General features: G+C 71.5%; 23 protein-coding genes and 1 pseudogene. 15 read left to right on the forward strand and 9 right to left on the reverse strand.

Annotated features, from left to right (window positions below):
* Nucleotides 1-8: 8 nt before the first annotated feature.
* The 3 genes from UQW22_RS11935 to UQW22_RS11945 all read right to left on the reverse strand — a co-directional run bounded on the left by UQW22_RS11935 (nt 9) and on the right by UQW22_RS11945 (nt 1,839).
* The gene (locus UQW22_RS11935) at nt 9-848 is read right to left on the reverse strand and encodes a PH domain-containing protein (RefSeq protein WP_407317188.1); all 840 of its coding nucleotides are present in this window, start codon (nt 846-848) and stop codon (nt 9-11) included.
* Nucleotides 849-850: 2 nt separating this feature from the next.
* Nucleotides 851-1,018, reverse strand: coding sequence for a hypothetical protein (locus UQW22_RS11940; protein WP_165800019.1), 168 nt, complete (start codon nt 1,016-1,018; stop codon nt 851-853).
* Nucleotides 1,019-1,119: 101 nt separating this feature from the next.
* Nucleotides 1,120-1,839 carry an IclR family transcriptional regulator gene (locus UQW22_RS11945; protein ID WP_106268618.1) on the reverse strand — a complete coding sequence of 240 codons (720 nt, stop codon included), beginning with the start codon at nt 1,837-1,839 and terminating at the stop codon, nt 1,120-1,122.
* 132 nt (nt 1,840-1,971) lie between these two features.
* On the opposite strand from UQW22_RS11945, the gene leuC reads away from it, so the two are divergent.
* Together leuC and leuD are read left to right on the forward strand one after the other, a co-directional pair.
* Nucleotides 1,972-3,447 (forward strand): 3-isopropylmalate dehydratase large subunit, encoded by a 1,476-nt coding sequence (leuC, locus tag UQW22_RS11950; protein ID WP_407320807.1) that lies wholly within the window; start codon nt 1,972-1,974, stop codon nt 3,445-3,447.
* A gap of 30 nt (nt 3,448-3,477) precedes the next feature.
* The gene (gene leuD / locus UQW22_RS11955; protein WP_407317189.1) at nt 3,478-4,116 is read left to right on the forward strand and encodes a 3-isopropylmalate dehydratase small subunit; all 639 of its coding nucleotides are present in this window, start codon (nt 3,478-3,480) and stop codon (nt 4,114-4,116) included.
* Between the two features lie 87 nt (nt 4,117-4,203).
* Here the strand turns inward: leuD and UQW22_RS11960 are convergent, their stop codons facing one another.
* The gene (locus UQW22_RS11960; RefSeq protein ID WP_407317190.1) at nt 4,204-5,067 is read right to left on the reverse strand and encodes an LLM class flavin-dependent oxidoreductase; all 864 of its coding nucleotides are present in this window, start codon (nt 5,065-5,067) and stop codon (nt 4,204-4,206) included.
* A gap of 108 nt (nt 5,068-5,175) precedes the next feature.
* Between UQW22_RS11960 and rnhA the strand changes: the two genes are divergently transcribed.
* Nucleotides 5,176-5,595, forward strand: a complete 420-nt coding sequence (rnhA, locus tag UQW22_RS11965; protein WP_407320808.1) for a ribonuclease HI — start codon at nt 5,176-5,178, stop codon at nt 5,593-5,595.
* A gap of 103 nt (nt 5,596-5,698) precedes the next feature.
* Nucleotides 5,699-7,102 (forward strand): dihydrolipoyl dehydrogenase, encoded by a 1,404-nt coding sequence (gene lpdA, locus UQW22_RS11970; protein ID WP_407317191.1) that lies wholly within the window; start codon nt 5,699-5,701, stop codon nt 7,100-7,102.
* Between the two features lie 97 nt (nt 7,103-7,199).
* Here the strand turns inward: lpdA and UQW22_RS11975 are convergent, their stop codons facing one another.
* Nucleotides 7,200-8,165 (reverse strand): LacI family DNA-binding transcriptional regulator, encoded by a 966-nt coding sequence (locus UQW22_RS11975; protein ID WP_407317192.1) that lies wholly within the window; start codon nt 8,163-8,165, stop codon nt 7,200-7,202.
* On the opposite strand from UQW22_RS11975, the gene UQW22_RS11980 reads away from it, so the two are divergent.
* The 7 genes and pseudogenes from UQW22_RS11980 to UQW22_RS12010 all read left to right on the forward strand — a co-directional run bounded on the left by UQW22_RS11980 (nt 8,143) and on the right by UQW22_RS12010 (nt 12,704).
* Entirely contained in the window at nt 8,143-8,337 is a 195-nt protein-coding gene (locus UQW22_RS11980) for a hypothetical protein (protein ID WP_407317193.1), read from the forward strand. The genes UQW22_RS11975 and UQW22_RS11980 overlap by 23 nt on opposite strands.
* Before the next feature lie 6 nt (nt 8,338-8,343).
* Nucleotides 8,344-9,357 carry a carbohydrate ABC transporter permease gene (locus tag UQW22_RS11985; protein ID WP_407317194.1) on the forward strand — a complete coding sequence of 338 codons (1,014 nt, stop codon included), beginning with the start codon at nt 8,344-8,346 and terminating at the stop codon, nt 9,355-9,357.
* Nucleotides 9,354-10,059: pseudogene (locus UQW22_RS11990) on the forward strand (carbohydrate ABC transporter permease); the annotation flags it as partial. The gene UQW22_RS11985 and the pseudogene UQW22_RS11990, both read left to right, overlap by 4 nt.
* 209 nt (nt 10,060-10,268) lie before the next feature.
* Entirely contained in the window at nt 10,269-10,994 is a 726-nt protein-coding gene (locus UQW22_RS11995) for a DUF998 domain-containing protein (protein WP_407317195.1), read from the forward strand.
* Nucleotides 10,994-11,362 (forward strand): ArsR/SmtB family transcription factor, encoded by a 369-nt coding sequence (locus UQW22_RS12000; protein WP_407317196.1) that lies wholly within the window; start codon nt 10,994-10,996, stop codon nt 11,360-11,362. The genes UQW22_RS11995 and UQW22_RS12000 overlap by 1 nt, the downstream gene beginning before the upstream one ends.
* Nucleotides 11,359-11,874, forward strand: coding sequence for an SRPBCC domain-containing protein (locus UQW22_RS12005; RefSeq protein WP_407317197.1), 516 nt, complete (start codon nt 11,359-11,361; stop codon nt 11,872-11,874). The genes UQW22_RS12000 and UQW22_RS12005 overlap by 4 nt, the downstream gene beginning before the upstream one ends.
* A gap of 32 nt (nt 11,875-11,906) precedes the next feature.
* Nucleotides 11,907-12,704, forward strand: coding sequence for an alpha/beta fold hydrolase (locus UQW22_RS12010; RefSeq protein WP_407317198.1), 798 nt, complete (start codon nt 11,907-11,909; stop codon nt 12,702-12,704).
* Between the two features lie 30 nt (nt 12,705-12,734).
* On the opposite strand, the gene UQW22_RS12015 is transcribed toward UQW22_RS12010, so the two are convergent.
* Nucleotides 12,735-13,925 (reverse strand): N(5)-(carboxyethyl)ornithine synthase, encoded by a 1,191-nt coding sequence (locus UQW22_RS12015; protein WP_407317199.1) that lies wholly within the window; start codon nt 13,923-13,925, stop codon nt 12,735-12,737.
* 121 nt (nt 13,926-14,046) lie between these two features.
* On the opposite strand from UQW22_RS12015, the gene UQW22_RS12020 reads away from it, so the two are divergent.
* From UQW22_RS12020 to UQW22_RS12030, 3 genes are read left to right on the forward strand one after another with little or no spacing between them, the layout of a single operon-like run.
* On the forward strand, nt 14,047-14,751 hold the full coding sequence (locus UQW22_RS12020; protein ID WP_407317200.1) for an MSMEG_4193 family putative phosphomutase: 705 nt from the start codon (nt 14,047-14,049) through the stop codon (nt 14,749-14,751).
* Between the two features lie 9 nt (nt 14,752-14,760).
* A complete protein-coding gene (locus tag UQW22_RS12025) occupies nt 14,761-15,297 on the forward strand; it encodes a DUF3090 domain-containing protein (protein ID WP_407317201.1) in 537 nt (178 codons plus the stop codon).
* A gap of 25 nt (nt 15,298-15,322) precedes the next feature.
* Nucleotides 15,323-16,105 carry an SCO1664 family protein gene (locus UQW22_RS12030; RefSeq protein WP_407317202.1) on the forward strand — a complete coding sequence of 261 codons (783 nt, stop codon included), beginning with the start codon at nt 15,323-15,325 and terminating at the stop codon, nt 16,103-16,105.
* Nucleotides 16,106-16,123: 18 nt separating this feature from the next.
* On the opposite strand, the gene UQW22_RS12035 is transcribed toward UQW22_RS12030, so the two are convergent.
* On the reverse strand, nt 16,124-16,936 hold the full coding sequence (locus tag UQW22_RS12035; protein WP_407317203.1) for an S-methyl-5'-thioadenosine phosphorylase: 813 nt from the start codon (nt 16,934-16,936) through the stop codon (nt 16,124-16,126).
* Between the two features lie 134 nt (nt 16,937-17,070).
* Here UQW22_RS12035 and UQW22_RS12040 point away from each other — a divergent pair, with 134 nt between their 5' ends.
* Nucleotides 17,071-18,159, forward strand: a complete 1,089-nt coding sequence (locus UQW22_RS12040; RefSeq protein ID WP_407317204.1) for an NAD-dependent epimerase/dehydratase family protein — start codon at nt 17,071-17,073, stop codon at nt 18,157-18,159.
* A 36-nt stretch (nt 18,160-18,195) separates the two neighbouring features.
* Here the strand turns inward: UQW22_RS12040 and UQW22_RS12045 are convergent, their stop codons facing one another.
* Together UQW22_RS12045 and UQW22_RS12050 are read right to left on the reverse strand one after the other, a co-directional pair.
* A complete protein-coding gene (locus UQW22_RS12045) occupies nt 18,196-19,371 on the reverse strand; it encodes a sensor histidine kinase (protein WP_407317205.1) in 1,176 nt (391 codons plus the stop codon).
* Nucleotides 19,368-20,108, reverse strand: coding sequence for a response regulator transcription factor (locus tag UQW22_RS12050; RefSeq protein ID WP_407317206.1), 741 nt, complete (start codon nt 20,106-20,108; stop codon nt 19,368-19,370). Before UQW22_RS12050 ends, UQW22_RS12045 begins: the two co-directional genes overlap by 4 nt.
* Nucleotides 20,109-20,245 lie beyond the last annotated feature (137 nt).

Here is a 20,245-nt window from a genome sequence, read left to right on the forward strand (position 1 = left end):
CGGGTCTGTCAGAGGAACGGGTCGGGGACCGTCGGGCCCGCGCCGCTGCTCGTCGGCGGCTCGTAGAGGGCGTCCCTGCGCCGCGTCGGCAGCCACGTGCGACGGTGGGCACGCTGCCGGGTCGACTGCGTTCCCTCGGGCTGCGGGAACGGCTCGACCTCGGGGTGCCCGGTGCTGGCGCCGGCGCTCGGGCCGTCGCCGGTGGCCGTGTGGTCAGCGGACGAGCCCGCCGTGGCAGGCCGGCCCCCGGCCGGCGGCGCGACCGTGGGGAGCTCCGCCGTCGTCGGTCGCGACTCGCGGGGACCCGTCGGCACGATCGCCGGAGGCCTCGGTGGCTCGGGCTTCGCTCCCGGCTTGGTCGGGAAGAAGATCGTGTCGGTGAGCCGGCGATAGGTGACGTCCGGGTCCGGCACGTAGTCGATCCGGCTCAGCGCCTGGTCCTGGCCGGCCGACTCCATGACGAACCGGCCGTAGCCCAGCACCTGGCCCATCGGGGTGCGGGTGTAGCTCATGTCCGTCACCTTGGTCAGCGGCATCATCGCGACCTTGTGGATGATGAACCCGTACGTGAGGACCAGACGCTTGTCGGTCGCGACGAACCACTGGTAGTTCCAGTCGGCCCACTTCAGCAGCAGCCGGCCGGCCGGGACCAGCCACAGGACCCACACGCCCGGCGCCTGGGTCGCCGAGTGCAGCAGTGCGACGACGACGGTCGCGGCGAGGGTCGTCAGGACCGGCTCGAGCAGCGTCGCCCAGTGCAGCCGCGAGGCGAAGACGGCACGCTCGTGGTGCAGGACGTATCGGCGCAGGTGGCGGTGGCTGCGGACCGCCTCGTCGGGCGACACCACGGTTACGAGGTCAGGTTGGCGAGGAACTCCCCGAAGCTGGCGAACGCGTTGGCGATCACGTCCCAGATCGCTTTGACGATGTCCGCAGCGCGGTCCGGGCTCGTCACGATCGCGTAGATCAGAAAGATCACGACGAGCCAGATCAGGAGGGTCTTGGCCTTGGCCGGCATCGGGTCCTCACGCCTCTCGGTCTGCGGGGCAGGGTCGCTCCGCTGCTCGGGAGCCTACTGACCTGCGGGGTCGCGCCGCGAGTACCTGTCGCGGCGCGCCGTCACTCGCCTGCGCGCTGGAGCACCTCGGTCAGCCGGTTCGCGGCCGCGACGACGGACGCCGAGTGCAGGCGACCCGGCTGGCGGGTGAGGCGTTCGACCGGTCCGGAGACCGAGACTGCCGCCACGATGCGCCCGGAGGGGCCCCGCACCGGAGCGGAGACGGAGGCGACCCCGAGCTCACGCTCGGAGACCGACTGGGCCCAGCCGCGCCGTCGGACGCCGGAGAGGATCGTCGCGGTGAAGACCGCCTCGCGCAGGCCGCGGTGCAGCCGGTCGGGCTCCTCCCAGGCGAGCAGGATCTGGGCGGCGGACCCGGCGTGCATCGTCAGGGTGGCACCGACAGGGATCGAGTCGCGCAGGCCGACCGGGCGCTCGGCGGCGGCCACGCACACGCGGTGGTCGCCCTGGCGCCGGTAGAGCTGAGCGCTCTCGCCGGTGTGGTCGCGCAGCGCCGTGAGCACCGGGTTCGCGGCGGCGAGCAGGCGGTCCTCGCCGGCGGCCGTCGCGAGCTCGTTGAGCCGCGGGCCGAGCACGAACCGGCCCTGCATGTCGCGGGCCACGAACCGGTGGTGCTCGAGCGCGACGGCGAGCCGGTGCGCCGTCGGCCGGGCCAGTCCCGTCGAGGAGACCAGCTGCGCGAGGGTGGCCGGTCCGGCCTCGAGCGCTCCCAGAACGGACGCGGCCTTGTCCAGTACGCCGACTCCGCTAGTATCGTCCATAGGTCGATACTGACGTCTCGCTTGGTGAGATTGCAAGTTCTACACAACTTCTCGGTTGGTGGAGCCTCGCGTCAGGTCGCGGAATCACAAGTGACGACAGCCACCCACCGGTGGCGGAACGAGGAGCTCGAGATGGCCGGCACGCTGGCAGAGAAGGTCTGGGAGGCGCACCTGGTGCGCCAGGGCGCCGACGGGGCACCGGACCTGCTCTACATCGACCTGCACCTCGTGCACGAGGTGACGAGCCCGCAGGCGTTCGAGGGCCTCCGCCTCGCCGGACGCCTCGTACGGCGCCCCGATCTGACGATCGCGACCGAGGACCACAACACTCCCACGCTCGACATCGACCTGCCGATCGCGGACCTCACGAGCCGCACGCAGATCGACACCCTGCGCAACAACGCGGCCGAGTTCGGCGTGCGGATCCACTCGCTCGGCGACGCCGACCAGGGCATCGTGCACCAGGTGGGCCCGCAGCTCGGGCTGACCATGCCGGGCCTGACCGTCGTCTGCGGCGACTCGCACACCTCCACGCACGGCGCGTTCGGCGCGCTGGCCTTCGGCATCGGTACCTCCGAGGTCGAGCACGTGCTCGCCACCCAGACGCTGCCCCTGGCGCCCTTCAAGACGATGGCGATCACCGTCGACGGCGAGCTGCCCCCGGGCGCCACCTCCAAGGACATCATCCTGGCGATCATCGCCAAGATCGGCACCGGCGGCGGGCAGGGCTACGTGCTCGAGTACCGCGGGGAGGCCATCCGCCGGCTCTCCATGGAGGCGCGGATGACCATCTGCAACATGTCCATCGAGGCGGGCGCCCGCGCCGGCATGATCGCCCCCGACGAGACCACGTTCGAGTACCTCAAGGGCCGCCCGCACGCGCCCGAGGGCGAGGACTGGGACGCCGCCGTCGAGTACTGGAAGACGCTGCGCACCGACGACGACGCCACGTTCGACGAGGAGGTCGTGCTGCGCGCGTCCGACCTCGAGCCGTTCGTCACCTGGGGGACCAACCCGGGCCAGGGCCTGCCCCTCTCGGCGAACGTCCCGGTCCCGGCCGAGATCGCCGACGAGGGTGAGCGCGTCAGCGCCGAGCGCGCGCTGGAGTACATGGGCCTCGAGCCCGGCATGCCGCTGCGCGACGTCACCGTCGACACGGTCTTCATCGGGTCGTGCACCAACGGCCGCATCGAGGACCTCCGGTCGGTCGCCAAGGTGCTCCGGGGTCGCCGCAAGGCCGAGGACGTGCGTGTGCTCGTCGTGCCGGCGTCGGCCCGCGTGCGCCTGCAGGCCGAGGCCGAGGGCCTGGACGTCATCTTCAAGGAGTTCGGCGCCGAGTGGCGCAACGCCGGCTGCTCGATGTGCCTCGGCATGAACCCCGACCAGCTCGCGCCGGGCGAGCGCGCAGCATCCACGTCGAACCGCAACTTCGAGGGCCGGCAGGGCAAGGGCGGTCGCACGCACCTGGTCTCGCCGCTCGTCGCGGCGGCCACCGCGATCCGCGGCACGCTGTCCTCGCTGTCGGACCTGGACCTGGACGGCGACGTCGACCTGACCACGTTCGACGGCACCCCGCTGGCCCCGCTGACCGCCCCGTCGTTCGTCTGAGCACCCCGCAGCTTTCGAGGAGAAACTCTCATGGAGAAGATCACCACCCACACCGGCGTCGGGGTGCCGCTGCGTCGCAGCAACGTCGACACCGACCAGATCATCCCGGCCGTCTACCTCAAGCGGGTCACCCGCACCGGGTTCGAGGACGCCCTCTTCGCGGCGTGGCGCAGCGACCCGTCGTTCGTGCTGAACCAGGACGCGTACAAGGTGGGATCAGTGCTCGTGGCCGGCCCCGACTTCGGCACCGGCTCGTCGCGCGAGCACGCCGTCTGGGCGCTCAAGGACTACGGCTTCCGCGTCGTGCTCGCCTCCCGGTTCGCGGACATCTTCCGCGGGAACTCCGGCAAGCAGGGCCTGGTGGCCGGCATGGTCGCTCAGGAGGACATCGAGCTGCTCTGGAAGATCCTCGAGGCCGAGCCCGGGACCGAGGTGACCGTCGACCTCGAGACCCGCACCGTGCACGCCGACGACGTCACCGTGCCGTTCCAGATCGACGAGTACACGCGCTGGCGCCTCATGGAGGGCCTCGACGACATCGGTCTGACCCTGCAGAACGAGGCCGACATCACCGCCTTCGAGGAGAAGCGCGCCGCGTGGCGTCCGAAGACGCTGCCGGCCAAGCACCTGCCGAAGGTGGACATCGAGCCGGCGCGGCCTGTTTCCTGACGCTCGCGTCCGGCTTGCGTTCACGGGCGGGGTCGTCGTGTGGGGCAGAAGTCGTTCGCGCGCCGGGGGAGCGGGGCGAGCGGGGCTTCAGAGGGTCGGTGGGCCCTGGCGAGCGCGGTCGAGGAGGGACTCGGGGGTCGTCGTGGTGGGGTCCCACCAGGACTCGACCCACCAGGTGGCTCCGGCATCCGCCGCGGCGCGGGCCTGGTCCCGGGCCTTCTCCGGGTCGGGGTCGAGCCGGCCTTGCATGACGACGTCGAAGGGGCCCGCGTCGCTGTCGCGGTGCTCGGCGATCCAGGCGGTGAGGTCGCGGACCTGCTCCGGGCCCGCCTCGGCGTCCTCGGGCGACTCGCCGCGGACCTGCGGCACCATGCCGTCCCAGCGCAGCGCCCGGTCGAGGCTGCGGCGCGGTGGGGCCGCAGCGTCCCAGACGGCGACCGGCCAGACCGGGACGCGGCCGCGGACCGGTGGGACGGGGAACTGGAACGTGCTCGTGCCGGCCCACTCGCCGTCGTGCTCGAACGACTCGCCGGACCAGGACCGCTCGAGCCAGGCCAGCACCTCGTCGAGGGCGTGCGCACGGTCCCGCAGCGCCGTCGGCTGGCCCGGCACCGACGTGAACGCGCGGTCGATCGGCACGCCGACGCCCACGGGCAGCACGAGGCGACCGCCGGACAGGTGGTCGACCGTCAGGAGCTGCTGGGCGAGCTCCCAGGGGCGCCGTCGGGGTAGCGCGAACACCATCGCGCCCAGGGTGATGCGCTCGGTGACCGCGGCGACGGCCGCCAGGAGGCCGAACGGGTCCCAGGTGGGCTGGGCGTCGAAGCCCTCGGCGTCCAGGCTCACCCCGTCCCACGTGAAGAACCCGTCCCAGCCGTGCGCCTCGCACTCCTGGGCGAGCCGGACCTGCTGGGCGGGGCTGCCGTAGCTGCCGATGAACCCGAACCTCATGGTGTGACCTCCCGGTGCGCCTCGACGTCGTCGCTCCACGACGACGCTACGGGCCCCCACCGACAGTCGGCATAGGGTGACCGCGTGGACGACAAGCCGATCGTGGAGATGTGGACCGACGGGGCCTGCAAGGGCAACCCCGGGCTCGGAGGATGGGGTGCGCTGCTGAAGTCTGGCGAGCACACCAAGGAGCTCTACGGCGGGGAGAAGGTCACCACCAACAACCGGATGGAGCTCACCGCCGTCGTCGAGGCGCTGCGGGCGCTCAAGCAGTCCAGCGCCGTCACGGTCCACACCGACTCGTCCTACGTGATGAACGGCATGAAGACGTGGATCGCGGGCTGGAAGCGCAACGGGTGGACGACGTCGGCGAAGAAGCCCGTCAAGAACGTCGACCTCTGGCAGGCCCTCGACGCCGAGGTCGACCGGCACACCGTCCAGTGGGTGTGGGTCAAGGGGCACGCCGGCGACCCCGGCAACGAGCGCGCCGACGCCCTCGCCAACCTCGGGGTCGACTCGGTGCGCTGAACGGCGGTGGTCCGGGCTCCGTCCCGCTGCCGGCGCGGCGTCGTCGTACCGGTGCGACGCACGTCACGCCGCGGCAGGCCGCGACACCTCATAGGGTGGCCTCATGGCTTCCCACTACGACGTCGTCCTCCTCGGAGCTGGCCCCGGCGGCTATGTCGCCGCGATCCGTGCGGCACAGCTCGGCAAGTCCGTCGCCATCATCGAGGAGAAGTACTGGGGTGGTGTCTGCCTCAACGTGGGCTGCATCCCCTCCAAGGCCCTGCTGCGCAACGCGGAGCTCGCGCACCTGTTCACCCATCAGGCCGACTTCTTCGGCATGTCGGGTGACGTGACGTTCGACTACGGCAAGGCGTTCGACCGGTCCCGCGAGGTGGCGGACGGCCGGACCAAGGGCGTCCACTTCCTCATGAAGAAGAACAAGATCACCGAGTACGACGGCCGCGGCACGTTCCGCGACGCGAACACGATCGAGGTGACGCTCAACAAGGGCGGCACCGAGACGGTGACGTTCGACAACGCGATCATCGCGACCGGCTCCAAGGTTCGCCTGCTGCCCGGCGTCGAGCTCTCCGACAACGTCGTGACGTACGAGAAGCAGATCATGACCCGCGAGCTGCCGAAGTCGATCGCCATCGTCGGCGCCGGCGCCATCGGCATGGAGTTCGCCTACGTCATGAAGAACTACGGCGTGGACGTCACCATCATCGAGTTCCTCGACCGGGCCCTGCCGAACGAGGACGCGGACGTCTCCAAGGAGATCGCCAAGCAGTACAAGAAGCTGGGCGTCAAGATCCTCACCTCCACGGCTGTGCAGACGGTCGAGGACAAGGGCTCGTCCGTGACGGTCGAGTACAAGGGCGTCAAGGACGACAAGCCCGGATCGCTCGAGGTCGACAAGGTCCTCATGGCGGTCGGCTTCGCGCCGAACGTCGAGAACTTCGGCCTGGAGAACACCGGCGTGCAGCTCACCGAGCGTGGCGCCATCGCGATCGACGACCACATGCGCACCAACGTGCCGCACCTCTTCGCCATCGGCGACGTCACCGCCAAGCTCATGCTCGCGCACGTCGCCGAGGCGCAGGGCGTCGTCGCCGCCGAGACCATCGGCGACGCCGAGACCATGACGCTGGGTGACTACCGCATGATGCCGCGCGCCACGTTCTGCCAGCCGCAGGTGGCCTCCTTCGGCCTCACCGAGGCGCAGGCCAAGGACGAGGGCTACGACGTCAAGGTGTCCACCTTCCCGTTCATGGCGAACGGCAAGGCGCACGGCCTCGGTGACCCGGTCGGGTTCGTCAAGCTCGTCGCCGACGCCAAGTACAACGAGCTGCTCGGCGGGCACCTCATCGGCCCGGACGTCTCCGAGCTGCTGCCCGAGCTCACCCTCGCGCAGAAGTGGGACCTCACCGCCGACGAGGTGGCGCGCAACGTGCACACCCACCCGACGCTGTCCGAGTCCGTCCAGGAGGCCATCCACGGCCTCGCGGGGCACATGATCAACTTCTGATCGCCCGCCGCCCGCACGCTGTGGGTGCACGACACGCCGCCCATGCCATCGGCACAGCGGCATGTCGTGCACCCACAGCGGCTCGGGGGCCTGGCCGTCACCTCGGGGGGCGCGTGCTCCCGCGTTCCACCAGGGCAACCTCGCCGACCACGTGCTCCAGCGTCGCGTCCTTGTCCGCCATCGGCCGGCGCAGGAGGCGCAGCGCGTCGGTCACCATCGCGTCGTGGCAGGGGTCGATGGTCGTGAGACCCGGCCAGACGTGCTCGGAGATCTTGAGGTTGTCGAACCCGACGACCTGGACGTCGTCGGGCACGCTGCGACCCGCGTCGCGCAGCCCGGCCATGGCGCCGATCGCGACGTCGTCGGTGACGCCGAGGACGCCGTCGACGGCGAGCCCGTCCGCGACGCGCCCCGCGACGGCGGACCGGGTCTCGGCGCTCGAGTAGCGCTCCAGCGGGATCACGAGGCCGGGGTCCGGGACCAGGCCGGCGATCTCCAGGGCGTCGGCCCAGCCGCGTGCCCGCGACGACGCCATGTCGCGGTGCGGTGACTCGAGCCGGCCACCGACGACGGCGATGCGGCGGGCTCCGCACGCGAGCAGGTGCTCGGTCGCGAGCCGTGCCCCGGCGACGTTGCCCATCTGGACGCGGTGGTACCGGTCCGGCACGTCCTGCTCGCCGAGGAGCACGATCGGCACGTCGGTGCGCAGCCGGTCGAGGTCGCGGTAGTCGAGGCCCACGGCGCTCAGCAGGACGCCGTCGTACTGCTGGAGGCGGGCGAGCGAGAGCGCGGAGAGCTCGCGCTCGCGGTTCGCGCCGGACTGCTCGACGACGAGGTGCAGGCCCTCGGGGGCGAGCGCGTCGGAGACCCGGGCCGCCAGCTCGCTGTAGTACTGGTGGTCGAACCGCGGGACGATGAGCCCGACCGTGCCGGTGCGCCCCGTACGGAGGCGCCGCGCGGTCAGGTTGATCTCGTAGCCGAGCTCGTCGACGACCTCGAGCACGCGGATCCGCGTCTCGGCCCCGACGTTGGGACGCCCGTTGAGGACGTTCGAGACCGTCATCACGGAGACCCCGGCAGCCCGGGCCACGTCGCTCATCTGGGTCGTCCGCTTCTTTCCCACGACGGGCCACGTCGGCACCGCGCTCAACCAGGCCGTCGTCGAGCTGCTCGCCGGCAACACCGACGCGGCGGGCCTCGTCCAGGCGATCACGGACGCGGCGGCCAAGGGCTGACCCGGCATGAACCACGCTCCGACCGCCGTCGTCGACGTGCCCCCGGAGCCCCGGCCGACCGGTGAGGGTGCCACCCGTGCGCCCTCACCGGCCGCCCGGCCACGGAGGAACCGGCACCTCCCGTGGGGCAAGTGGGCGGAGATCGCCCTGCTCGCCGGCCCCGGCATCGTCGTCTTCGTCGCTCTCGTGATCTTCCCCGTCGTCATGGCGGCCTACTACGGGTTCTTCCGCTGGAAGGGCTACGGGCCGCCGACGGACTTCGTCGGGCTCCAGAACTACCGGCTCATCCTCACCGACCCCGTCTTCCAGGACGCCCTGGCGCACAACGGCTTCATCCTCGTCATGTCGCTCGTGCTGCAGGGCCCGGCGGCGATCGGCATCGCGTTGCTGCTGAACAAGCGGATGCGTGGCCGGGCGCTCATCCGGGTGCTGATCTTCGTCCCGTACGTGCTGTCAGAGGTCATCGTCGGCATCGGGTGGGGGCTCATGCTGCACACCACGGGTGCGGTCAACGACCTGCTGACGCGCGCCGGGCTGGAGGGGCTGACCCGTGACTGGCTGGCCGACCCGGACGTGGCGATCTGGTCCCTCATGGCCGTCCTGGTCTGGAAGGACATCGGGTTCGCCGTGATCCTCATGCTGGCGGGGCTGCAGAGCATCCCCGAGGAGCTGCACGACGCCGCCGCGATCGACGGCGCCTCCTACTGGAAGGCGCAGCGATACATCACGTTGCCGCTGCTCGGACCCACGATCCGGATCTGGGCGTTCCTGTCGATCATCGGGTCGTTGCAGCTCTTCGACCTCGTGTACGTGATGTGGGGGCAGTACGTGGCCGCGACCGCGGGCACCTCCACGATGGCGACCTACATGGTCGTCAACGGCCGCATCTCCGGCAGCTACGGGTACGGCAACGCCGTCGCCGTCGTCATCTTCCTGATCTCTCTGACCATCGCGCTGGTCTACCAGCGCTTCGTCCTGCGCCGCGACACCGCGGGCGCGCTGACCGGAGGTGCCTCGTGACGACCACCACGACGCGGCAGACCACGCCACAGCAGCTCAGGGCGTCGCACGCGAGCGGGGGACGGGGCAGCCCGACGGCGTACCTCGTCGCGTTCGGGCTGGTCGGCTTGTGCCTCGCCCCCCGTGCTCTACATCGTGCTCGGCGGTTTCCGAACGAACTCGCAGATCATCCGGTCGGCGGCCGGGCTGCCGGACCCGTGGCAGATCGACAACTATCTCGGCGTGCTCACCGGCGGGATCTTCTGGCAGCAGATGGCCAACTCGCTCGTCGCCGGTGTCGGCACGACCGTCGGGGTCGTGGTCCTCGGGCTGGGGGCGAGCTACGTCATCGCGCGCTACCCGTTCAAGGCCAAGGAGGCGATGTACTCGCTCTTCGCCGCCGGGCTGATGTTCCCGATGACGGTGGCGATCACGCCGCTGTACATCCTGGTGCGGAACCTGGGCCTGACGAACACCCTCGCAGGGATCATCCTGCCGCAGATCGCCTTCGCGCTGCTGGTCACCGTGATCATCCTCGTGCCGTTCCTGCGGGCGATACCCCGGGACATCGAGGAGGCGGCGTCCATCGACGGCGCGAGCCGGCTCGGGTTCTTCGCCCGCATGGTCGTGCCCCTCTCGATGCCCGGGGTCGTGACCGTCGGCATCCTCGCGTTCGTCGCGAGCTGGAACAGCCACATGCTGCCGCTGTTCCTCCTGAGCGACGTGCCGCGCCCGGTGGAGTCGGCGAGCACCACGCGGCCCAGCTCGCGACGCCGGGGGTCGGCTGCTCCCTCCGATTCCCCTCACCTGGATGCTCGTCGGTTCGGCGTCGGCGATGTCGCGGGCCTGGCGGCGCAGTCGCGTCGTGCTGAGGCACCTGAATCGGGTGCATGCGATTGCCTATATATACAGATGCATGTATGTTCGGTGTCATGGCCCTCCAGAAGACCGAACCCGGACGGATCCGCCCCCGAGCGGCGAAGCTGTCGATCACGTGTGCCGTCGCTGCCGTCCTGCTGATGGCGTTCGCCCAGATCACCCAGCCAGCCGTGGCCCCGAGCTGGCAGCCGCCGAGCGAGCTGGCCCTGGGGGCGACCGGCTGGGCGATGACCGCGGGCTTCGCCCTCCTCGGTCTGGCCTGCCTGCTGCTGTTCGCAGCGCTCCGCGGGCAGTCGGCCTCTCGAACGGCTCGCACCGGGCGCTGGGCCCTGCTGCTCGCTGCCGCGGGCGGAGTGCTGGGGGCGGCCTTCCCGACCGACCGATGGGACGCGGCCGAGCCCACCACGGTCGGGATGGTCCACAACGTCGCCCCGGTGCTGCTGGACGCCGTCCTGGTGGCTGCGGTCCTTCTCGGCATCTCGCTCGTCCGCCGCAGCGAAGGGTGGCGTCCTGTGCGCTGGTGGTTGCGGGCCGGAGCGGTACTGGTTGTGGGCGCGGCCGTCATCCTGTCGGTCAGCATGGGGCTCTTGATGCCCCCCGGCAGCGGCCTCGGCCCTGAGGTGGCGATCGGGTGGCAAGCGCGTGGGCTGCTCGTCGCAGACGCCGCGTGGGTCGCGATCACCGCAGGCTGCTCGCTCGCCGTGCTCAGGGCGTCGCGAGCGGCCGTCCACGTTCCGGAATCGGCCGATCGGGCACACCACAGAACGGGAGCAGCCTGATGACCGACCATCCATCGCCGTCGAACCTCGCGGTGCTCTCGGCGCTGGCTGAACCGAACCGGCTCGCGATCGTCAGCCTGCTCCGGGAGGGGCCGCGAGCGGTGGGTGACATCGCCGCCCGTATCGAGATCGCCCAGCCGCATGCGTCGCGCCACCTGCGCATCCTCGCCGACGCCGGTCTGGTCAGCGCCCGGCGCGAGGCCCAGTCGAGGATCTACCGGCTGGAACGCTCCCCGTTCGCCTCGCTCGAGAACTGGCTCGACACGTTCTCCACCGTCTGGGAAGAGCGCGCCGACCGGCTCGGCGACTACCTCGAGCGCCTCGACGAGGACTCCTCGGGCACCCGCCGCCAGGAAGGAACGTCATGACCGCGATCGTCGACCGCGACCACGCGAACAAGCAGCTCACCGTCCAGCGCTCTGTACGGGGCGCTGCCGCACTGGTCTGGTCCTGCTGGACCGAGCCCGGCCACCTGCGCCAGTGGTGGGGACCGAGAGGTTGGCGGTCGGACCACTTCGAGCTCGAGCTCCGCCCGGGAGGGGTGTGGCGCTACCGGCTCCGTCCTGCCCGGGAGCACGGCGCCGACGAGGAGCACTGGGGCAGGGCCGTCTACGACGTGGTCGACCCGTACTCCTCGCTGTCGTTCCTCGACGGCTCATGCTCCCCGCACGGCACCCCGATCCCCGGCACCGAACAGCCCACGCACGTCTCGATCAAGGAATCCGCACCACGTCGATGCGAGGTCAGGATCGTCGTCCGGTTCCCCTCGGTCCACGCGTTGGAGCAGGCGGAGCCGACCGGCATGGTCGACGGCTTCATCGGAGCGCTCGCCCGGCTGGACGAGTACGTCCGGCCCGGATCAGGAAAGGCACGATCATGAGCAGTCCGACCGTTGCCGCTGAGAGCCGGACCGTGACCTCCGCCGACGGGTCGACGATCGGCTACGAGGTCTCCGGACGTGGCCCCGCCGTGGTCCTGGTCGCACCGGCGCTCGCCGACCGGACCGACCATCGGCGGTTCGCTGCCCTCCTGGCACAGGACCGGACAGTGATCAACTACGACCGCCGGGGCCGAGGGAGCAGCAGCGAAGCCTCACCGTGGACCGTGGACCGGGAGGTCGAAGACCTCGCCGCCCTCATCGATGCCCACGGTGGGTCTGCTGCCCTCTTCGGCGCGTCGTCGGGCGCCGTGCTCGCGCTCGACGCCGCGAACAGCCTTGCCACCAGGGTCGAACGGGTCGTGGCGTTCGAACCGCCGGTGATCGTCGACGACGGTCGCTCACCGGTCCCCCGCGAGCTGAGCCACGATCTGGATCAGCTCGTCCGTGAGGAACGTCGGAACCAGGCGTTGACGCAGTTCATGCGCGAAGCGCTCGGAGCCCCTGCGGCGATGGTCTTCGCGTTGCGGCTGATGGTCCCGGCCTGGCGCCAGATGACCGCGATGGCTCACACGGCCGCGTACGACGTCCGGCTGTGTACCGGTCTCCAGGACGGTGCACCGATCCCGGAAGATCGCTGGAAGAGCATCGGCGCCCCGGTGCTGGTCCTCGTGGGGGAGAAGAGCAAGGGATGGGCGCATGCCGGCACGCGGGCGGTGGCCTCGGCGACCGGTGGGTGTGTGGCGACGGTCCGACGAGCCCATCACGGCACGCCCGCCGTGCAGCCGGAGGCGATCGTCACGCACGTGAGGGACTTCCTCCAGGAGGGGTAGCGGCGTCGGCCGTCCGGGACGAGACCGTGGTCAGCCGGTCACGGCGTGCGGATAGCCCGGCTCCCGCCCCTGGAAGCTGAGGATGTTCGGGTTCTCGATCGTCCCGTCGTGGATCTCGATCGCGCGCGAGATGGTGAGGTTCGTCGCCCATGACGCCGGTCCCTCCAGCACCGTGCGCAGGAACGGCAGGATCGCCTCGCTGATCTCCCACGTGGCGGAGTTCCACAGGTACGACGGGGTGTGGTCCACGGCGTAGTAGTGCACACCGTCGCCGACGGTGAACATCGGCTCGTCGAACGTGGTCGGCACGGCCCACTCGAAACCCATCCCGGCGTCGCACGAGACGTCGACGATCAGGCTCCCCGCGGCGAAGGCCGCCAGGTCATCGGTCCGCAGGTACGTCAACGGTGCGGAGACGTCCTGGAGCGTGCAGTTGACCACGATGTCGTGCGACGCGAGGAACTCCGGCAGGGTGACGTCGCCGTCGGCGGTCGGCACCGTGGAGAGGTTGGCGGCGCCGTCGTCCGTGTGGAGCTGGGTGATGTGCGCGCTGTGGATCGGTGAGCCGACCGCCGTGACGCCACGCTGCGTGAGCACCTGGATGTCGTGGATGCCGTGCGCCTTGAGCGCGGTGACGGCACCTCGAGCCGTGGCGCCGAACCCGATCACGACGGCGCTCAGCCGCGGCCCGTAGTCGCCGGTCGAGCCGGTCAGGCTCAGGGCGTGCAGGACGGAGCAGTACCCGGCGAGCTCGTTGTTCTGGTGGAAGACGTGCAGGCTGAAGTCCCCGCGGGAGGTCCAGTGGTTCATCGCCTCGAAGGCGATCAGGGTGAGCCGGCGGTCGATCGCCGACTGCGTCATCGCGGCATCCTGGACGCAGTGCGGCCATCCCCACAGCACGCGGCCCGCGGGCATCGCGGCGACGTCCGCCGCCTGTGGCTTGGGCAGGAGCAGCACGTCGGCGGACTCGATCACCTCGGAGCGTTCCGCGACGCGACCCACCCGTGACTCGACGTACCCGGGCTCGAGCTGGAAGTCGGCCGCGTAGCCACGCTCGACGACCATGCGCGCCCGCACGTCCGGGTCGATCCGGTCCAGGTGGTGGGGGTGGATCGGCAGCCGTCGCTCGTTCTCCATCGACGAGCCGGCGAGCAGCCCCAGGGTCAGCAACGAGTGGACAGCAGGGGGTGATTGAGCGGTGCCGGACATCCGGCCTCCCATCGTCGGGGAACCGGGGGCAGCTCCGGGCCTGACTGTACGCCGACCCGTCGCAGGTCAGGACCAACGACAGGGCAGACCTGGCGCAGGCCGAGAGTGAGGGCCGCGCAGTAGGCTCCGGATCATGCCTACCGTCCTGCTCGTCCGCCACGGTCGCACGATCGCGAACGCCCGCGGCATCCTCGCCGGACGCGCCGCGGGGGTGCGGCTCGACGCCGTCGGCCGCGAGCAGGCGGCCCGGACCGCGGCGCGGCTGGCCCAGGTGCCTCTCGTCGCCGTGGTGACGAGTCCCCTCGAGCGCTGCCGGCAGACGGCCCGCGCCGTCGTCGACCAACAGAGGCACGCAGAGGCCGATCCACCACCGATCGTCGTCGAACGCGGCATCACCGAGTGCGACTACGGGCAGTGGCAGGGGCAAGCCCTGCACGACCTGGCGAACGAGTCCCTGTGGCCGCAGGTCCAGTCGCAGCCGTCGGCGGTGACGTTTCCCGGAGGGGAGTCGCTCGCGGCGATGCAGAACCGGTCGGTGGCGACGATCCGCCGCCACGACGCGGCCGTCGAGGAGCGGCACGGCCGGGGCACGGTCTGGGTGGCGGTCGCGCACGGCGACATCATCAAGGCGGTGCTCGCCGACGCTCTGGGAATGCACCTGGACCTGTTCCAGCGCATCTCCGTCGGTCCGGCGTCGGTCTCGATCGTGCGATACGGGCCGCACCGTCCCGAGGTCGTGGCCACCAACACCGAATCCGGTGACCTGGAGTGGCTGCGCGACCTTGCGCCCGGGGGTGACGCGCCGGTCGGTGGTGGGGCGGGCACGAGATCCTCTTAGAGTGGTTCCATGCCCACTCTCGTGCACGAGTTCGACTGGCCCGACCGCGTCGTGGTCGGGACGGTCGGCCGCCCCGGGTCACGCACGTTCTACGTGCAGGCGCGCGCGGGCGACCGGACCTCGAGCGTCGCCCTGGAGAAGCAGCAGTCCGCGGTGCTCGCCGAGATGATCGACCGGCTCCTCGATGATCTGCGGGCGGGTGATGACCGGCTCTCCATCCCCGGGGAGGCGCCTGTAGAACTGATCGACGACGATCCGCTGGACCAGCCGGTCCAGGAGGACTTCCGCACGGGCTCGATGCGGTTGAGCTGGGACCCGCGGACGCTCCAGGTCGTGATCGAGGCGTTCCCCGTCGGCGAGGAACCGGCCGACGGTGACGACGGCGGGCCCAGCGAGGTGCTGCTCGTGCGGATACCGGTCGGCACCGCTCGGGCGTTCGCGCGACGCGCCCGCCGGGTCGTCGAGTCGGGTCGCCCGATCTGCTCGGACTGCGGTCTGCCGATGGACGACGACGGTCACGCGTGCCCCGCGGACGACGGCGCGTGAGCATCGCGATCCTCCTGAGCGCACCGTGACCGAACAGCAGGTCGATCTCGAACGAGGCGATCTCGAGGTCGTCGGCCGCATCCGGGTGGCCTCGAACGCCACCTTCGTCGGCCGGATCGGGCAGGCCCGCGTCGTCTACAAGCCCGTTGCCGGCGAGAAGCCGCTCTGGGACTTCCCTCACGGGACCTTGGCGCGCCGCGAGATCGCGGCCTACCTCGTCTCGGAGTCGTTCGGCTGGGGGATCGTGCCCGGGACTTGGTGGCGGGACGGGCCGCACGGCCCGGGCATGGTCCAGCTCTGGCAGGAGCGGGACCGCGATCAGCGGCCGGTCGACGTCGTCCCGGCAGGCAGGGCGCCCGCCGACGGGCGTGTGGTGCTCGAGGGTAGCGACGGCGACGGCGAGCCGGTCTGCCTGACCCACGAGGACTCGCCGTCGCTGCGACGGATGGCGGTGTTCGACGCGGTCGTCAACAACGCCGACCGCAAGGGCGGGCACGTGCTGCCCATGCCGGACGGCCGCCGCCTCGGCGTCGACCACGGTGTCGCGTTCCACGCCGAGCCGAAGCTGCGCACCGTGCTGTGGGGGTGGGTCGGCGAGCCGTTGACGCCCGACGAGCTCGAGGGCGTGCGGCGGGTTCGCGCGGACCTCGAGGACACCGGTGACGGCGGCCTCGGCCATCGGTGCACCGCGCTGCTCGAGGCCCCCGAGCTCGCCGCCCTGGCCGGGCGTTGCGACCGACTGCTGGAGACCGCCCGGTTCCCCTCACCCGAGGGCGACATGCCGGCCGTGCCCTGGCCGTTGTTCTGAGCCCACCGACGTCGGGAGCTACGGCAGCTCGAACGGCAGCGGGAGGCCGTCCAGCACGTGACGGCACTCGCAGTCGTCGTCGGGCAGGTCGGCGACGACGTCGTGCAGCACGTCCGTCAGCGCCACCACGTTGCGCGCGAACGCTTCCAGCACCGCCGCATGGGTGACCGACGTGTCGCCGTCCACCCCGGCATCGGCGTCCGTGACGAGCGCGAGCGTCGTGTAGCACAGGGCCAGCTCGCGCGCGACGGCCGCTTCGGGCATCCCCGTCATGCCGACGACGCTGCCCCCCTGCGCGGCGTTGCGCCGCGACTCCGCGCGGCTGGAGAACCGCGGTCCCTGGATGACGACCATCGTGCCCCCGTCGACGGCGGGCAGCGTGCCGGCCCGCGCGGCGCGGACAGCGACCGCTCGCCCTCGTGGACAGTACGGGTCCGCGAAGGGGACGTGCACGACGGTGCCGACGTCGTCGTAGAGGGTGTGCGCGCGACCCCAGGTGCGGTCCACGATCTGGTCCGGGACCAGGACCGTTCCCGCCGTCAGATCGTCCCGGAGACCGCCGACGGCCGACGCCGCCACGACCTGCCGCACCCCGAGCGACCGCAGCGCCCACAGGTTCGCGCGGTAGTTGACGCGGTGCGGCGGGAACCGGTGGTCCGCGCCGTGGCGGGGCAGGAACACGACCGGCCGTCCGGCGAAGGTGCCGCGGCTGGGCGGGTCGGAGGGGTCGCCGAACGGCGTGGTCAGGGGGACGGGTTCCGGGTCGTCGAGCAGGCGGTACAGTCCGGATCCGCCCAGGATACCTACGGGCGCAGTCGTCGCGTCGGTCACGACCGCCACGCTAGCGGGCCCGCCGTGCCGAGGGGCGCCGACCTGACCCGCTCGGGCAAGTCGTCAGGGGATCGTCAGGCGCGCCGACATCCCCGACGCGGGCGCACCCGTCCCACGGCGGGGATGCTGAGGGGATGCGCATCCTCGTCACCGGCGGAGCCGGGTTCATCGGCACCGCCACCACCCGCGTCCTCGCTTCCGCAGGGCACGACGTCGTCGTGCTGGACTCCCTGCGTGAAGACGTCCATGGCCCACGGGAGCCCGTCTCGGGGCCTGCCGACGCGCCCGGCGACCTGCCCGGCGCTCCGCCGGAGGGCATTCCGTTCGTCCACGCCGACGTGCGCGACGCCGAGGAGGTCCGCCGCGCGGTGGCCGGCTGCGGGGCCGTGGTCCACCTGGCCGCCAAGGTGGGACTCGGCGTCGGGATCGGTGACATCGACGACTACGTCTCTTCCAACGACTACGGCACGGCGGTGCTGCTGCGCGCAGCCGCCGACACCGCTGCGGAGCGGAGCGCCGCACCACCACACCTGGTCTACGCCAGCTCGATGACCGTCTACGGCGAGGGCTCCTACACGTGCGCCGAGCACGGTGCCACGCGACCCCGGCCGCGTGCGGAGCCTGATCTCGAGGCCGGGATCTTCGACCCGCGCTGCCCGTCGTGCGGACACGTGCTGCGCCCAGGGCTCGTTGACGAAGGCGCACCCTTCGACCCGCGCAACGTCTACGCGGCGACCAAGGCGCACGGCGAGCGACTGCTGGGAGCCTGGGCTCGCGCGACGCGGTCGACGGCGACCGCGCTGAGGTTCCACAACGTGTACGGGCCGGGTATGCCGCGGGACACCCCCTACGCCGGCGTCGCCTCGATCTTTCGTTCCGAGGCGGAGCACGGCCGTCCGCCGAAGGTCTTCGAGGACGGCGGTCAACGCCGCGACCTGGTGCACACCGACGACGTCGCGCGGGCTGTCCTCGCCTCCGTCGAGCAGCCCCAGGAGGTCGGTGAGGTGACGCCGTTCAACGTGGGGTCCGGCACCGTCACCACGATCGGTCGGGTCGCACACCGCATCTCGACGTTGCTCGACGCGCCGACGCCCGTGGTCACCGGGCAGTGGCGCGCCGGCGACGTCAGGCACGTCACGGCATCGAGCGACCGGGCCCGTCGGGCGCTCGGTTGGAGCGCCCGGGTGGGACTCGACGAAGGTCTCGCGCAGCTCGTCAGGTGACCGGCCGAGGGTCGGGAGCCAGGGGCGGCGCCCGACTCAGCCTGCCGCCGGCAGGCGCACCTCGATCCGGCACCCGTCGTCCGACGTCGCCACGTCGAGAGACCCACCGTGCCGGTCGACGGTCTGGTCGACGAAAGCCAGGCCGAGGCCGTCGGCGCCGTCGGTCGCCTCGCCCGCCTGGAACCCGGCCCGGGTCAGGTGCGGCAGGGCCGCCGTCGGGATGCCCCCGCAGGTGTCGTGCACGACGATGCACGCCGCACCGTCCAGGACGCTGGCCTCGACCGTGACGGTGCCACGGGGAGACGTGGGCGATCCGGTGTTGGCGCCGCTCGCGCGCACGGCGTTCGTCACGAGGTTGTCGAGCACACGCTCGAGCTCGTCCGGGTCGGCTGCGACGAGCACGCCGGTCGGTGCGTCGAGGTGGAGATCGACGCCGACCGACCGGGCCACCGGACCAGCGTGTGCGGCGACGCGGGCGAGGACGTGCGCTACGTCGACGTCCCTGTTCACCGGCCGTGGCTGTGGGTCGTCGTTGCGAGCCAGGTCCGCCAGGTCGTCGATCATCCGCGCCATCCGTCCGGTCGCGGCGACGATCCCGTCGATGGCGTCCTTCGGATCGGGGTACAGGCCGTCGCGCAGCCCCTCTGCGGCGACGCGGACTCCCGCGAGAGGGGACCGCAGATCATGACTGACGAAGGCGACCACCTCCCGGCGTGCGGCTTGCGCTGCGCGCTCGCTCGCGCGAGAGGCGTCGAGCCGTCGGCGGGTCTCCTCGAGCTCGGCCGCGACGTGCGCCAGCTCCGCCGTCGTGGTCGCCGGTCGGGGCGACGCCGCAGGGTCCGCGGTCTGCGCGACCGCGTCCACGCCCGTCCCCGGCTGCTCGGCGTCCTCCCGGAGCCGTCGGGCGAGCAGGCGCACCTGGCGGGCGTCCTCGGCGACGGTGCGACCGAGCACGACGGCGATCACGGCGGCGAGCACGGACGACGCGCCCAGGACCAGCCGCACCACGCCGGCGTCGTGCTCGGACAGGAACATCGCCGAGACGTTGACCGACAGGGCGAGCACCACGGCGGTGAAGGGCACGAGTGCCGCGACGACAAGCGCGACGACGAGGGACACCCGTCGCGCGGCCCGGACCGCCCACGCGCCCAGGAGCCCGACGACCACGGCGCACGCCACGGTCACGGCCAGCATGAATCCCGTCTCGGTCATCCGGTGACTCGCAGGTCGGCCCGGTCGGCGCTGCTGCGGATCCCGTGTTCGGCGCCGGTCGCCGCGAGCGCGTACCCGGCCCCGCGCAGGTTCACGATCAGGGTGGGTTCGGCGGGATCGTCCTCGAGCTTGGCCCGCAGGCGGCGCACGTGCACCATCACGGTCGAGTCGTCGCCGAAGCTCCATCCCCACACCCGTCGAAGGAGCTCGGCCCGGCCGAACGTCCGCCCGGGATGGCACGCGAGGAAGTGCAGCAGCGCAAACTCGCGCGGTGTCAGAGCCACGGACCGCCCGTGGTATGTGGCGGTGCGGTCCGCGGCATCGACGACGAGCGCACCCGCGGCCACCCGTGTCGGAGCGTCGGCCACGAGCATCGGGCCGCGCCGCAGCAACACCTCCACCCGCAGGACGAGCTCGCGCGCGTCGAAAGGCTTGACCACGTAGTCGTCGGCACCGACCTCGAGTCCGCCGACGCGGTCGTCCACCGCCCCCAACCCGGACAGGAGCAGCACGGGTGTGCCGTCGCCGTCCGCTCGCCGTCGGCTCAGCAGCTCCAGTCCGGAACGCCCGGGAAGACGGACGTCGAGCACGACGGCGCTCGGCTCCCAGGTCTGCCACAGACGTTCGCCCTCGACCGCGTCGGTCGCGGTACGGACGGCGTGCCCCGAGGCGGTCAGACGGGCGGCGACGCCGGTCGCCGTCAGCGGGTCGTCGTCCACGACGAGGACGTGCGACATCGCACCTGACCCGGCCCGAGGCGCGGTCCTCGTGCGAGGGTCTTCATCGGATGTGCTCATCTGGGCAGAGTAGCGCCGGTGGCCACGCTCACCGAGTCGACGCCGCCTCGCCGCCGTTCCCGGTATCTGGCCGTCAG

Source organism: Isoptericola halotolerans, assembly GCF_045689585.1.
Taxonomy (GTDB): Bacteria; Actinomycetota; Actinomycetes; order Actinomycetales; family Cellulomonadaceae; genus Isoptericola; species Isoptericola halotolerans_B.